The sequence below is a fragment of the Chryseobacterium sp. sg2396 genome (assembly GCF_042610505.1).
Classification (GTDB): Bacteria; Bacteroidota; Bacteroidia; order Flavobacteriales; family Weeksellaceae; genus Chryseobacterium.
Map to the genome: position 1 here is coordinate 180,001 of NZ_JBHGAQ010000005.1, position 14,708 is coordinate 194,708.

Here is a 14,708-nt window from a genome sequence, read left to right on the forward strand (position 1 = left end):
AATTTTATTTTAAATTTTGAAAACAAAAAAGCCGACAATCTTAGTAGATTATCGGCCGTTGTTTTATCTCAGAATTTCAGAGCCCACAATATTCCCTTTCTCGGAGAAACATTCTTTAAAAGTGGTCTGAATTTTCATCTTTTTTCTTTTTGCAAAGATATTAATTTTATATTAATTTTCAAACCTATTTTTCAAGGATCGATTCCAGTGTCGAAATCTTCTCCAATTTTTCTTTCAACTCGTTGTCTTTCTCTTCATTGGAAACTTTCTGAGCTGTTTTATCAAAATTATCATTGAAAAACGGAAGCGTAAATGTATCTACGATATTTCCACCATGCAAAGGGAAACGCTTGGCCGCCGCCTCCAAAACGCCCAATCCGCCTCTTCCTCCGGGAGCGGTAGCCATCAGCAGCATCGGCTTTTCATTCCATACCGCTCTGTCCTTGATCCGGGAAGTCCAGTCGAACACATTTTTAAAAGCGGTGGAATAGGTTCCATTGTGCTCGGAAAGAGAAACCAGAAGAATATCCGCCGCATCTATTTTGGCAGCAAAATCTTTTGCTTCCTGCGGAACTCCGCTTTCCACTTCGCGCTGATGCTTGTAGATCGGCATTTCAAATAAGTTCATATCTACGGTTTCCACCTCAGCATTCGGCACTAAGGATGCAGCGTAAGTCACTAAAAGTTTATTGATGGACGTATCGGAATTGCTTCCTGCAATAGCTAATATTTTCATTGTTTTATCTGTTGGGTAAGTTTGTTTGTTTTTATTGCCGCAAAGATCGGAAGATTTTTGGGAAATGGAGTGTTTTCAGATATAGATTATTATTAAACTTCTTATTGATTGCATGATATTAATTTAAAACGAAGCCCGCAAAGATTCTTTATTACTGCTAACTCCTTTTAAGTCCGCAAAGGACAAAGACCATAATAGTTTTAAATCATTATTCTAAAAACAAAGGCCGATTAAGGATTTTACTCTTGAGTTATTACTTTAAATAGTCCGGTAATTCCATCGGAACTTCCATCAGAAGGATTTCGGTATCTTCCACGGCTTCAATGTTGAAGCTTTGGGTATCCCAGATTCCCAAACCGTCTCTTTCATTCAGGATCCGGTCTCCTACTTTTGCGCTTCCTTTGAGAACAAAAGCATATACTCCGTTCTCTTTTTTATTCAGCGTGTAGTTTTTGCCGTTTCCTTTGGTGAAATTGGCCAGGCTGAACCATGCATCCTGATGGATCCATACCCCGTCATCGTTTTTATTTGGAGACAGGATCTGTTGAAACCCGTTAATCTTTTCTCCTTCTTTAATACTTTTCTGGTCATATCTCGGCTCTACGCCTACTTCTCTAGGAAATACCCAAATCTGCAGGAATTTTACTGCCTGGTCTTTGTTCTTGTTGTACTCGCTGTGCATTACTCCGGTTCCGGCACTCATCACCTGGATTTCCCCTTTCCTGATGACCGCGGTTGTTCCCATTGAATCTTTATGCTCCAGGTCGCCTTCCAATGGAATGGAAATAATCTCCATATCCCGGTGCGGATGCGTTCCAAAACCCATTCCCTGGGTTACGGTATCGTCATTCAATACCCTTAATACGCCGAAGTTCATCCGGTCCTGATTCTGATAGCCTGCAAAGCTGAAGGTATGGTAACTGTTCAGCCATCCGTGGTTGGCATGTCCTCTGGTGTCTGCTTTGTGATATACTGTTTTCATATCGTGATTATTTATAGTACAAAGGTACTTTGGTAAACGTGGGAAAGTGTTGATGTAGGGTAAGAAAGGAGGAAGGGTTCAAGATTCTAGTTTTCAGGTTTAAGGTTTAAAGTTCAAAGTTTAAAGGTTCATTGAATTGATTTACTTTAATACTTTTATGATTGATTATGATCCGGTTATAAACCTTCAAGGTTTTGGAAACCTTGAAGGTTTGTTGGAGGTCAAAAGCTTATATGATTTGCTCCGGAGAGCAATATCTGTGTAGTATAAATGTATAAATCCTGACCAGAACTCGATAGGAGTTTTATCTTTTACCGTACTACAGATAGCACACCTCTGGCTTGCTGTTTACGTTGAAACCTGTTTTTCTACACAGATATCATTCCTACGGAATATTGTTTTCTCTAAATATTCCCAGACAAAACACCATTCGTATTTGTCAATGGTCAATTCCTACGGTTGAATAGTGAATTGTTAACGACTTCAAAAATTCACTTGCACGGCAAAATTGACTATTGACCATTCACCTCTCTCCAATGTTGAATCCTTAACCTACTTTTAAAATTCACTTCCATAGCAAAAATTGACCATTGACCATTCACAATCTGCTAAAACGCTTCTTCAATCTTCGAGTTTTTCCGCAGGATCATCAGGAGAATGAAAATAACCACCGTACATCCGGTGAGAAACCGGAGGATCAGTGCGGTCCGGTCCGAGAAATGCCCCAGCGTATTGGTGATGATGCCTGTTCCGGCCTGGTTGGCCGCCATCAGAAATCCGGAAACCAGTACTGATATTGATGGAAATTCAACCGTTCCCCAACCGATGGAGCCGGGAAACAAAGTGCCCATGAAAAATCCGGTCAGGAACATCATGACAACCAATATTCCGGGATCGGGATAGATCCAGAGTGCAGTCAACAATGCTGCTACGGCCAGAGGCGAGCTTAGAAATAGCGACGAAAGGTTGAACCTTTTTGAGAAAATCCCGAAAAGCAGCCGGTTAACTGCAATCCCGCCCCAAAAGAGGGACAGCCCGAGACTTGCCTGCTGACTGCTGAGTCCCTGGTTTTTAAGGATCACGGCTCCGAAGCTCCCGAAGGTACCTTCAATAAATCCATATAAAACAATGGCCGAAAAAAACAGCCAGAGCCGGGAAGGAATTTTAAAGTGCCCGGGAAGCTGGAAGAGTGATCCTTTTTCAAGCCGGAGACTCAGGAAAAAAATAAACAGGACTGCGACCAGTATAAATACCGTTCCGGGAACATCCATCCAGTTCTGCAGGCTGCCGACCGCATTGATCATCAGTGGCGATGCTGAAGTTCCCAATCCGACCAGGAACTGCAGGATGAGAATGGATGAGGATTTATTATTTCCGGATAGGCTTGCTGCCAAAGGATTCAGGGTGGTGATGGAAAGCCCGAAGCCGGTTCCGGTACAGGCTACCAGTACCATCAATGCCGGAAACAAAACCGATTGATCTCCCATGAAAAACTGTAACCCCCAAAGACCTGCCGTAGCGGCCATCATCAGCACCAACCCTGTCCCTAAAATGAGTTTGGGCCCGGCTTTGTTCACCAGGAACGGAGCCGCAAGGCACGAAGTAATGATGCAGATAACTTGCGGGATAAACAGATTTCCAAATTGTGCAGAAGAAAGACCGAACAGGGAAGTATCGGTAAAAGCGCTGCTCAGCGCCGGAAAGATCACGAAATTAAGTCCCGTGAAAAATGCCAGCACATAGACGACGGTAATTTTGGCTATGCGTGAATTCATGATTTCAGCACATTGTTTTTGATATACTCTCCAACCCTCAGTGCCATTGCAATAATGGTCAGTGCCGGATTTACTGCTCCGCTGGAAACGAAAAAGCCGCCATCGACAATATAGAGGTTATTAAGATCATGAGCTTTACAATAGGTATCAACAACTGAAGTTGCCGGATCTGTGCCCATTTTGGTAGTTCCGTTCTGGTGTGCCGGCGAGGCAATGTCCATTCCTTTGCTGAAATAGATCCCTTTAAACAAAAAGGAGTCAAATTTTCCGGAAGCTTTCAGGGCTTTGATCAGTTCTTCTTTTAAGTAACCGTGCCCCTCCTGATTGTTCGGCGTATAACTGATTTTGATCTGTCCGTTTTCTACGGTTACCCTGTTTTCAGGATCCGGAAGATCTTCGGAGGTCAGCCAGAAATCAACGGCATGTTTGGCCATCAGCTCGAAAGTAAATCCGGGTGCCGGAACCGGGCTGTCTGCCTTGATCTGGTGTTCATCTGATTTTCCCAGCATCTGGATGTGCCCGAGCGGATATTCATAGCCTTTATTGGCATGGTAAAAATCATTGACTCCGAAAGTTTTCCCGAATTTGGTAGGGTTCGGTTCGGTGTAAATTGCTACCAGAGCGGAATTCTGGTGGAACATATAGTTCCGGCCCACCTGATCCGATGAATTGGCCAGTCCGTTGGGGAATTTTTCACTTTTACTTTCCAGAAGAACCGCCGCCGAATTGATGGCTCCTGCCGAAAGAACCACCAGCTCCGCCGTCAGCGTTTTGGTTTCACCGTTCTGCTCTATTACAACTTCCGTAACGGTGTCCCCTGCTTCGTTGGTATTCAGCCTTAAGACTTTAGTATTGGTCATGAGTTGCACATTCGGATGTTCCAGTGCTTTTGAGAGTGAACACAAATGCGCATCACCCTTTCTTTCCGCAGCATCAGGAAATCCGTCAAAACGGTCTAAGGTGTAAGGTGCATTGGCTGTTTTATGGGGTTTGAGATTCACGCCGATCGGCAATTCAAAAGGATGCCAGCCGTAGCCGGACAATTCGTCCACCACTTCCTGGATTCTCGGTTCATGCGGCAGAGCAGAATAAGGATACGGTTCTTCATCGAAGGGTTCGGTAGGATCCGATCCTCTTTTTCCATGCACATAAAAAAGCTTCTCCGCCTGAAGATAGTATTCTTTCAGGTCACTATACTGAATAGGCCATGCCGGTGAAGTTCCGCCGTAATGTTTTATTTCTTTAAAGTCTTCTTCCCGCAAACGGAATAGCGCCGCTCCGTAAAATTTGGTATTTCCGCCTACGTTGTAATGCATTCCCGGACGGAAGGGTTTGTTGTGTTTATCCAGCCATTCGTCAGTCGTCGTATACCTGTTCTTCTGGAAAACCTCCACCGAATCCCAGTTTTCTTTTTCTACAGGGACATAATCTCCACGCTCCACAACCAGTATTTTTTTGCCGCTGTCGGCCAATTGATAAGCCATGGTAGCCCCTCCTGCTCCACTTCCTATGATAATAATGTCGTACATATTTCCGTTTGTTTTACTTAAAGTTAGTGATTATAAGCCTTCTTTAGCTTAAAATAAGATTAAATTTCCGGTAGATGATACAAATCGGGAACCAAACAGGAAGGGATGTTTTTTTATGAACCGCAGTTTTATTTTAACCGCAAAAGAGGCAAAAGATGTTACTGAATCATTAACGGCGGTTGTAACATATGAGTAACAGGAGATGAAGATGAAATCTCTGAAAATATTTTAGAGCACACGAGAAGGAAAATCAGAGATTTTCGGTAACCTATTGAATATTGAGATGATTTGTCCATCACGTCCTCTATTTAAATGAAGGTTCATCCGGTGGCTAAGCGGAGACAAAGCCACATGATCATGTCAGATATTTTAAGCTTCGGCTGAAGCCTGATGAAACCCGGTTTTTATGTGAATGGACTAAAGTCCATTCCTATTGATACGAAATTATTCGGGTATTACATTTTAGATAGCATTAAAATAAAAACTGCTTCAGCAAATGCCTGAAGCAGTTTTTATTTTGAAAAAGATTTTGAATCGAAGGATTGGGGACTTTCATAAACAATGTGAATTAGAAAGCTCTTAATTTTTTTTAGTCAGAGACCAACGAAAACTTCCAGCATCCAGTTTACTTCTTCCAGCCTATAATCCGATTTTTGCTTCGAGTCTAATTTAGCATAGTATTAAAAATGCACCTGCTGGATTTCCTCCTCAATTTCTTCCGGGGTTTCGTCTTCGGATCTGATGAAAACCAGGGTTAGAATGGCACCTAACAGCATGCAAATTCCTCCTACGACAACATAATCGATAGCCATTTTTCCGAATACGCCACTGACAATCGGTCCGCCGAATAAACCATTGATAATCTGCGGGATCACGATAAAGAAGTTGAAAATTCCCATATACACGCCCATTTTTTTCTGCGGGATTACTTCGATCAGCATGGCATACGGCATGGCCAGTATGCTGGCCCAGGCGAAACCGAGTCCGATCATGGAAATCCAAAGCAGCCCGGTGTCTTTAATGAAGTACATCAGGATGAGGCCGGTTCCCCCAAAAGCCAGTGCCAGGGCGTGGGTCTGTTTTTTCCCAATCCACTTAGCGAGCGGCGTCAGGATAAAAGCGAATGGGATGGCCCAAAGGTTGTACATCCCAAAGAGTTTTCCGGTAAGGTCGCCCGCATCATTAAAAGCCTTTGAATGCGTGTCCTCCGGTGACAGTCCGAAATGGTGGGTGGCCAGCGCACTGGTGGTAAATACCCACATGGTAAACAGGGCAAACCACGAAAAGAACTGCACGATCCCGAGCCTTTTCATCTGAGGCGGAATATTGGAAAAATCTTTGAAGATATCCTTAAACTTTGAAGATGGCGTGATTTCTTTTCCTCCTTCGAAAGCAGCAAATTCTGCCGGGGAATATTCTTTAGTGGTAACAATGGTATAAATGATGGTCAGGAGCAAAAATCCTGCTCCTACGTAAAAGGAATAGATGACGTTGTTTGCTACGAACCCTGCTGCGGCTTCATTTGAAACACCCAATTGTGTAAGCCAATCCGGTAGGTAAGAGCCGATCACGGCACCGATTCCGATCAGGATGGTCTGCACCGAAAAGCCGATGGTCCCCTGATGTTTCGGCAGCATATCCCCTACCAACGCACGGAACGGTTCCATTGCCACATTGATGGAAGCATCCATCATTGCCAGGAAAATAACGGCCAGAAGCAATACATTGGCTGCCATCATCTGCGTGGCCGATGCCGCATTCGGAAGCATGACCAAACCGATGGCGCACAGAATGGCCCCGATCAGAAAGTAAGGTTTCCTTCTTCCGAGCGGGCTCCAGGTGTTATCGCCCATATGTCCGATGATCGGCTGAACGATCAGTCCCGTCACCGGAGCGACCAGCCAGAACCATGACAGTTCATGGACATCAGCCCCGAAATTCGCCAGAATACGGCTGGCATTCCCATTCTGCAGCCCGAAAGCCATCTGAATTCCCAGAAAGCCCATGCTCATGTTGATGATCTGAAGCATGGATAATTCCGGTTTTTTCACTTTTCCGAATATGCCGGAATCCTGTTTTCCTGTCATTTCCGCCATTATTTTTTCAGTTTTTGAATTAAGGTATCTTCAATGGATGCTTTTTCTGCGACAACTTTATCCACCACTTCGTTCGGAACGGTCATGGAAAGTACATATTGTCTTACTTTCCAGCTTCCGTCGATCTTTTCCACCACTCCCGAACCGCGGCAGATTTTCATCTGGGTATCCAACAATTCATCAAACCAGGCCATTTTCCCGTCTTTGCTGAAATAGATATTCCTTTTCAGGGAAGTGAAGTTCCAGGTCTTCTTTTTATCAAAATACGGTTTTGCCCAGACCATAAAGGCTTTTTTGTCCCAGATTTCCGTAGCATCGGTGCCGATGAAAGTGGATTCGTCGGCGAAATAATTAAAGTAGGTATTGAAGTCGGCTTTTGCGGCTGCGACATTGAAACCATCAAGCATGGTACTGATGGCCGTTTTTTCACCGGCGTATTTCGTCTGGGCTGAAACGGCTGAAAAGCCCAGCGTCATCAGCATAAAAGTAAAGAGTATGGTTGTTTTTTTCATGTTGGATTGTTTATAAACCTCATAGGTTTTGAAAACCTATGAGGTTTGATTATAGAGATCTGTTATTTCAGTTCGATGACCATTGAGGTCCTGGCAGGAATAAGGAAGTTGGTTTTTACGGAAAATTCTTTCCCTGAAATAACATCTTTTCCTGTTGTAAATGGATTCAGCGATTCTGAAAAATGTTTTACGTCAACGTTTTTTTCCCGGTCATTGTTATTGAGAACCACCATGACGCTTTCTTTGTCATTATATCTGAAATAGACAAAGACATTCTCCTGGGGAACAAAATTTTTGGTTTTCCCGGTATGGATGACCTCCTTTCCTTTTCTCCAGTTCAGTAATTTCTGGGTAAACTGATAGAATTCTTTCTGGTTAGCGGTCTGTGAAGAAGGATTAAAAGCATTTTGTATATCTGATTTCCATCCGCCCGGAAAATCCCTGCGGATGTCGGCATCACCGCCTTTATTTTTATCGCCGCGCATTCCTACTTCGGAACCGTAGTAGATCTGGGGAATTCCGCGGACGGTTGAAATTACACTTAAAGCCATCTTGTAAGCTTTAGGATCGGCATTGAAGATTTCGTTCCATCGTTCGGTATCGTGGTTTTCAAAGAAGACCAATACATTGTTGATGTCCGGATACAGGAAATCGCTGGCGAGGCTGTTGTAGATCCGGTTCATCCCGCTGTCCCAGCCGTCATTTTCCCTCAGGGCTTTGGGCAGATCTCCGTACAGCATAAAATCCATGACGGACGGAAGATTGGAATTATAATGCGCCGCTTCCCCTGTTTTTGAATCCTTTTGCCAGGCGGAGATGTAGGCAGGGCTGCTGAGCCAGGTCTCTCCTACAATGTTAAACTTCGGGTATTCATCGGTGATGGCTTTGGCCCATTTGGCCATGGCGTCTTTGTCGTTGTACGGATAGGTATCTACTCTGAATCCGCCGAGTTCGGCATATTCGATCCACCAGATGGCGTTTTGGGTAAGGTATTTCAGAACGAGCGGATTGCTTTGGTTGATGTCCGGCATCGTTGTGTCGAACCAACCGTCGAGTGCCGATTGCTTATCGATTTGGGAAGCGTTGGTATCAAATTGAGTGGTGGTTTTGTAATTGGAACGTTTAAAGCCGTTTTCCCCATCACTAAAGGTATGGATCCAGTCTTTGGTTGGGAGGTCTTTGATCATCCAGTGGGAAATTCCCCAGTGGTTGGTCACGTAATCCATGACCAGCATCATCTTCCGTTGGTTCAGCTTACGGGAAAGCTCAACGTATTCTTCGTTGGTGCCGTAGCGGCCGTCGATTTTATAGAGATCGGTCTGTGCGTAGCCGTGATAGGAATAGACTTTTTCATTGTCTTCATTCACCGGAGTAAGCCAGACGGAGGTGGCGCCTAAGTTCTGGATGTAATCAAGATTGTTGATGATTCCCCTAAGGTCTCCGCCGTGGCGGCCGTTGGGAAGGCTGCGGTTGGCTTTTTCTGTAAGATCCGGCCTGGAATCGTTTTTTTCGTCGCCGTTGGCAAAACGGTCGGGCATGATGAGGTACATGACATCTTTTGAGGTGAACGATTCCCGGTTGGCAGAGTTTAGGTTTCTCTGTTTCAGTTCGTAGGTGTAAGAACCTGTTTTTTTCCTGCCGTCTTTAACGGTAATGCTGAATTTCGGAACGTTGATTTCGTTGGTATTGACCGTTACAAAAACGTAGTTCGGATTTTCTACTTTGAGGATCTCTTTGGGCTGAACGCCGTCTGAAAGTTCGATATTCTTACTGGCGATATCTTTTCCATAAACCAGGATCTGAAGTTCCGGGTTTTTCATCCCTTTCCACCAGAATGCCGGTTCTACCCGGTCCAGCGCTTTCTGGGAAAATACCAGGGACGCCAAGGAAACGGCAAAGGTGAGGTATATTTTTTTCATATTTACTATTGTTGAATCAGCGTTGATCTGGAAATACTACTGATTTTTTATTTTCAGTGTTCCGGAAGTGCTCCGGATGTATTTTTACGATGGTTTCTTAAAAGGCTCTCCTCCCATAGCCCCGATCGCAGCGGTTACCCCACAGCGGGGACGGCCATGCAGCGGCGCGAGGAGTATGAGCGGAGAGCGGGAAAAAGCTCCTGAAAATTATGGTCTTCAGGAGACTTCCGTTTTTATTTCACCGGCTTTGCAGAGATGGCAAAACCACCGCTTCTCACCATGTTGATCTTGATTTTAGACTTGCTGGTGACCGTCTTTTTGTAGATGTTGTAGCTTTGAGGATTGTTGACGTAATCCGCATCTTTTCCGTCTTCATATACCGTTACCTCATATTTCCTTCCTTTGTCGAGGAATGAGAAATCCACGGTGTATTCGCGCTTGTTTTCATCGGTAATCCCGCCGACGAACCAGTCTTCGGTACCTTTGGCTTTTCTGGCGGTGATGATGTAGTCTCCCGGTTCAGCGGATAAGATCTTCGTATCGTCCCAGTCGGCGGCAACGTCTTTGATAAACTGGAAAGCATCCATGTGACGTTTGTAGTTCTCCGGTAAATCGGCAGCCATCTGCAGCGGCATGTACATTACGACATACAGGGCCAGCTGTTTGGTCAGGGTCGTTTTCACGAAACGTTTGTCGCCCGGGAAATAGTAATCCAGTTTGGTCTGGAAGATTCCCGGCGTGTAATCCATCGGCCCGCCCATCCATCTCGTAAAGGGAAGAATGGTCTGGTGATCGGGATTATTTCCGGCAAAGGCTTCAAACTCGGTTCCTCTTGCTGCTTCGGCGGAAATCCAGTTCGGATAGGTTCTGCTTTCTCCACCCGGACGAACGGATTCATGGGAGTTGACCATAATTTTATATTCATTAGCCTTTTCCGCAATCCTGTAAAAATGGTTGATGGTCCACTGGGAATAATGGTGCTCGCCTCTCGGAATGATATCGCCTACGTAACCGGTTTTTACCGCATCATACCCGTAATCATTCATCAGTTTGAAGGCTTTGTCTGCCCATCTTTCGTAATTGGTAGCGGAACCGGAAGTTTCATGATGCATGATAAGCTTCATGCCTTTGGAATGGGCATAGTCGTTCAGTGCTTTGATGTCGAAATCCGGATATGGTGTAATAAAGTCGAATACGAATTCTTTGGAATGCCCGAACCAGTCTTCCCAGCCTACGTTCCAGCCTTCGATCAGTAATCCTTTGAACCCGTTTTCAGCAGCGAAATCGATGTACTCTTTCACTTTTGTTGTATTGGCCGCATGTTTTCCGTTCGGGGTCAATTTGGAGAAATCCGTTACGCCAATGTGAACGTTTTCTGCCGTGGAATACGCCCACTGGGATTTTCCGATGATCATTTCCCACCATACGCCCATGTATTTCGTCGGATGAATGTAGGACGTATCGGTATATTTGGTCGGTTCGTTAAGGTTAAACATCATTTTGGAACCCAGCACCTCTTCGGCTTTCGGGGAAACGATGATGGTTCTCCATGGCGAAACGGCAGATGTCTGCATATATCCTTTCGCTCCCTGCCGGTCCGGTGTCAGATGGGTTTTGAATTTGAAATTCACCGCATCCACTTCCAGGTGGGAAGCCGGATAATCCAGTACGGCTGCCTCTCCCACATTTACATATAACGGTTCCTTGCCTTCCTTTTTCAGCATCAAAGGCGACTGCACGGCATTCGGTACCATCTGCTGGGAGGCGTTGCTGTCGAAAGAGCTTGGCCATCTCGCCGGGATTTCGGAAATTTTCGTGGTCTGTGGCTGATATTCCTGGGAATCGTAGTCGGCAGCGATCCACCACGCTTTCATATCGGTTGGGAAATCGATTTCTGAATCTTCTTCACGGATCACGAAATAGTTCAGATTTTTCTGCTGCGGGAATTCGTAACGGAATCCAAGTCCGTCGTTAAAGAGCCTGAATTTGACGACGATATCCCGGTCGGTGGCATCCTGATGCAGCGTTACTGCCAGCTCGTTATAGTGGTTGATATAATTTTTCTTTTCGCCCAGTACCGGCTGCCAGGTTTCGTTTTTGGAATCCCTGGTTTCCGTTTTTTTTGAAAATCCGTTATTCAGATCGAACTTCGCATCTTCCGGCTTTGCGATTTCAGAGGCAAATTTAATGGCCGTATCCTTAAATAACCTAAGCCCCAGCTTTGAGTCTTCCACGACTACGGCCCCCTTGTATTTCAGGTTATAATAGGGTACGCCCTGCTTCAATTGGAAATCCATCCGGAATTTTCCGTCCGGCGACGCTAAAGTCTGTGCGTTCACTCCTGCAAACATCATTGAGAACAAGACTGCTCCCATCGTAATTTTCTTCATAATGACTATTTATACGCTTTAAAAATAAAGAAAGTGCTGCCAAAAAGCAACACTTTGCTGTTTTAAATTTGTTATGTATTACAATTTTGTAACGGTCAGTTTATAATAACCTGAATTGTGTAAATCCAATTCGATTTTATAATTTCCTGCCTGTGAAACCTTATAGGCAGGATCTCCTGTCACCGTACCTTCGGCACTCATGAAAGATTTTACTGCAGTTCCTGACACTAGAGTCTGATCACCGTTTTCCGGCTGGAACTTCATCGCCCAGTCGTCATTGGCTCTGAACTTGAAAACCCCTGAAGCAGCTAGTGCAATTGAATTGATGACATACGTTTTTGTTGTTGAATTATAAACAAAATCCGTGTCTGATCCCCAACCGGTAGGTGTTGCATCCCCGATAACCCCAAAGTTGGCGATTACGGAAGAATACGTATTTGCGGCCCAATCCACCTTTATGTAATACGTTCCAGCCGCAGCAGCCTTAATGTTATCGCCGTCTGCTTTCAGCTTTCCGGTTTTGGTACCATCATCTCCTTTATTTCCGGGCCAATCCTGGTTGATAGCAAATTTGTATTCGCTGTTCGGGCTGGTTACGTAAATAAACCCTCTGTACTTATCATCTTTAGAAGGTGAAAATAAGTTTGGGGAGTTACTAGGCGTCCAGTCTGCATATCCTGCTGCTCCGGCATATCCTCCGGGAACATTAATTTTTGGATAGATTAGATCAGGGTTTGGCGTATAGCCGGTGATGTTAACCGTAAGGACATTGGAATAATAAGCCGTTGTTGAGTTTAAACTTGATTTTAATCTCACTTCAATAGGTTTAGCAACATTGGGTGCAACATTTAAAGTTGATAAAATTACATTTAGTTGTAGATGCGTCAGAGAAAATGTTTTCTGATCCATTGAAACAGGCTGGCTTGCAAGAGGAGTAAAATTAGTTCCTGCAACGGCAAATTCAACCGTATTGGAAATACTCACATTTGGATTAAATGTCGGATTACTATACGTAAATGTAAGGGCAGACTGATCAGCAATCGTTTCATTAAGCGTTACCGATGTTTTATCTACTGCCAGAGTTCCTGCCGACATGTTATCAAGGGTTACTTTGTCATCATCTTCCCTACATGAAACTATAAGAAAGCTTATAATTCCCAACAGAAATATTTTTAAAATATTTTTCATTTTTTAGATTGATTTAAAAATTAAAAACCAGGATTTTGAGTCAAATTAGGATTCGACTGAAGTGCTGAACTCGGTATAGGAAATACTTTGTAGTTATCCGAAATAGAAGTTCCGTTTTTCACTCCCCCTTTCCATGGCCACAGATAAGATCCTCCCGTAAATTTTCCGAATCTGATCAAATCCTGTCTTCTCATTCCTTCAAAGTTCAGTTCTCGTGCTCTCTCATCCAAAAGATTGTCAAGAGTAAGTGTTCCTAATGGTAATGCGGAAGATCTTGCCCTTACCTGATTTACATAAGTCAGACCTTGAGCAACGGTAGTTCCGGAAGCTCCTCTTAGTGCGCATTCAGCATACATCAGATAAATATCTGCCAATCTGAATAATGGGAAATCCGTTGAGGAATAGTCTGTTGCGCCGCCTGTTCCATTAGAATCCTTATTCCAGAATTTATCTGAAGGCAATCCGTCGGTCCATGCTTTATAGTCGTTCATTTCCCAATTATGCCCCTGGGTCCAGAACAGTTTTGCTCTTTTATCAGGACTGGCCTGAAGATCAGCGATACTGTTTCCGAATAAACCATACCATGCTTTTGTTGCCCTGTGGCCAGCCCAACCTTGTTTAGCACCGAAATCTGCAGGAACCATGGTGTCGGTACTGATGCTCCCATTAACCAGATACGTGGTATTTCCGAAACTCTGACTGGATACAGCATCTGCAATCAGAGGAAATATAATTTCTTTGGAAGTATTGTTATCCGATGAAAAATTCTTTCTTATATTGGATTCCAGCTGATAGCCTCCTTCATTTATAATTTTATTAATATAAACAGCAGCATCATTATATCTGGCTGTTCCGGTGTATACTTCCGCATTTAAATATAATTTAGCTAACAACATTCTCGCACAGGATTTATTTGCCCGGCCATAAGAGTTAGTTATCGGCAATGTTGCTTCTACAGCCAATAATTCACTTTCTACAAAGTTGAATAAATCTTTTCTTGATGATTCAGGTAATGGTGTGGAAGTATTAAAATTCTGATCATTTACCAATACTCCTTTGCCAAATAAGTCAATTAGATAATAATAAGATAAAGATCGGAGAAATCTCAATTCGTCAATTACCTGATTTTTATTTGCATAATTTACCTGATCGCTTTTCATAATAAGGATCAAATTTGTTGCCTGTGGAACGGTATAATAAATCCGGTCGTATACATATTTGAAAAACTTATTACTAGAAGTCCAGTTCGCCGTTGTCGTTAACTGATCCAGTCCATTATCTCCCCATCTGTTTTTCATATCATCGGCTGTGAAATCCTGTAAATTCACCAATCCTCTTACAAACGGTGATTCTCCGGGATCAGCTCCTGAAATATCCGATTTATCCGGTCCCTCCACACTGGAAAGAGCAAAACTAGCATATAATCTTGATAGCAGGCCCTCTACAGCATTGGGATCTGCTGCCAAAAGATTTTCTAAAGTCTGTTCTACTTTTGGTTGTGTATCCAAATCACTTATACAAGCTGTATTTAAGGCAAGAAACGTTAAAAGAGTCAGTACTTTATATTTAGTATTTTTCATT

General features: G+C 43.8%; 10 protein-coding genes. All 10 read right to left on the minus strand.

Features of this window, described 5'->3' with window-relative positions; genetic code table 11:
* Nucleotides 1-184 precede the first annotated feature (184 nt).
* The 10 genes from ACED20_RS07390 to ACED20_RS07435 all read right to left on the minus strand — a co-directional run bounded on the left by ACED20_RS07390 (nucleotide 185) and on the right by ACED20_RS07435 (nucleotide 14,707).
* Nucleotides 185-736: an NADPH-dependent FMN reductase gene (locus ACED20_RS07390; RefSeq protein ID WP_294200696.1), complete on the minus strand. Its 552-nt coding sequence runs from the start codon at nucleotides 734-736 to the stop codon at nucleotides 185-187.
* 253 nt (nucleotides 737-989) lie between these two features.
* Entirely contained in the window at nucleotides 990-1,718 is a 729-nt protein-coding gene (locus ACED20_RS07395) for a pirin family protein (RefSeq protein ID WP_295211442.1), read from the minus strand.
* A 608-nt stretch (nucleotides 1,719-2,326) separates the two neighbouring features.
* Nucleotides 2,327-3,493 (minus strand): MFS transporter, encoded by a 1,167-nt coding sequence (locus ACED20_RS07400; protein ID WP_378104052.1) that lies wholly within the window; start codon nucleotides 3,491-3,493, stop codon nucleotides 2,327-2,329.
* On the minus strand, nucleotides 3,490-5,022 hold the full coding sequence (locus ACED20_RS07405) for a GMC oxidoreductase (protein WP_378104053.1): 1,533 nt from the start codon (nucleotides 5,020-5,022) through the stop codon (nucleotides 3,490-3,492). Before ACED20_RS07405 ends, ACED20_RS07400 begins: the two co-directional genes overlap by 4 nt.
* Nucleotides 5,023-5,702: 680 nt before the next feature.
* On the minus strand, nucleotides 5,703-7,118 hold the full coding sequence (locus ACED20_RS07410) for an MFS transporter (RefSeq protein ID WP_294223428.1): 1,416 nt from the start codon (nucleotides 7,116-7,118) through the stop codon (nucleotides 5,703-5,705).
* Nucleotides 7,118-7,630 (minus strand): nuclear transport factor 2 family protein, encoded by a 513-nt coding sequence (locus ACED20_RS07415; RefSeq protein WP_345767712.1) that lies wholly within the window; start codon nucleotides 7,628-7,630, stop codon nucleotides 7,118-7,120. Before ACED20_RS07415 ends, ACED20_RS07410 begins: the two co-directional genes overlap by 1 nt.
* A gap of 62 nt (nucleotides 7,631-7,692) precedes the next feature.
* Complete coding sequence (locus ACED20_RS07420; RefSeq protein ID WP_378104055.1) at nucleotides 7,693-9,549, minus strand: glycoside hydrolase family 13 protein; 1,857 nt, start codon at nucleotides 9,547-9,549, stop codon at nucleotides 7,693-7,695.
* Between the two features lie 233 nt (nucleotides 9,550-9,782).
* Complete coding sequence (locus tag ACED20_RS07425) at nucleotides 9,783-11,939, minus strand: glycoside hydrolase family 97 protein (protein ID WP_378104056.1); 2,157 nt, start codon at nucleotides 11,937-11,939, stop codon at nucleotides 9,783-9,785.
* A gap of 78 nt (nucleotides 11,940-12,017) precedes the next feature.
* Nucleotides 12,018-13,127 (minus strand): SusE domain-containing protein, encoded by a 1,110-nt coding sequence (locus tag ACED20_RS07430; RefSeq protein ID WP_378104057.1) that lies wholly within the window; start codon nucleotides 13,125-13,127, stop codon nucleotides 12,018-12,020.
* Nucleotides 13,128-13,147: 20 nt separating this feature from the next.
* Entirely contained in the window at nucleotides 13,148-14,707 is a 1,560-nt protein-coding gene (locus tag ACED20_RS07435; protein WP_378104059.1) for a RagB/SusD family nutrient uptake outer membrane protein, read from the minus strand.
* Between the last annotated feature and the right edge of the window lies 1 nt (nucleotide 14,708).

Bases quoted from the DNA above. Each gene is read 5' to 3' on its own strand.
- ACED20_RS07390 (WP_294200696.1), bottom strand. From the start codon at position 736: ATGAAAATATTAGCTATTGCAGGAAGCAATTCCGATACGTCCATCAAT.
- ACED20_RS07395 (WP_295211442.1), bottom strand. From the start codon at position 1,718: ATGAAAACAGTATATCACAAAGCAGACACCAGAGGACATGCCAACCAC.
- ACED20_RS07400 (WP_378104052.1), bottom strand. From the start codon at position 3,493: ATGAATTCACGCATAGCCAAAATTACCGTCGTCTATGTGCTGGCATTT.
- ACED20_RS07405 (WP_378104053.1), bottom strand. From the start codon at position 5,022: ATGTACGACATTATTATCATAGGAAGTGGAGCAGGAGGGGCTACCATG.
- ACED20_RS07410 (WP_294223428.1), bottom strand. From the start codon at position 7,118: ATGGCGGAAATGACAGGAAAACAGGATTCCGGCATATTCGGAAAAGTG.
- ACED20_RS07415 (WP_345767712.1), bottom strand. From the start codon at position 7,630: ATGAAAAAAACAACCATACTCTTTACTTTTATGCTGATGACGCTGGGC.
- ACED20_RS07420 (WP_378104055.1), bottom strand. From the start codon at position 9,549: ATGAAAAAAATATACCTCACCTTTGCCGTTTCCTTGGCGTCCCTGGTA.
- ACED20_RS07425 (WP_378104056.1), bottom strand. From the start codon at position 11,939: ATGAAGAAAATTACGATGGGAGCAGTCTTGTTCTCAATGATGTTTGCA.
- ACED20_RS07430 (WP_378104057.1), bottom strand. From the start codon at position 13,127: ATGAAAAATATTTTAAAAATATTTCTGTTGGGAATTATAAGCTTTCTT.
- ACED20_RS07435 (WP_378104059.1), bottom strand. From the start codon at position 14,707: ATGAAAAATACTAAATATAAAGTACTGACTCTTTTAACGTTTCTTGCC.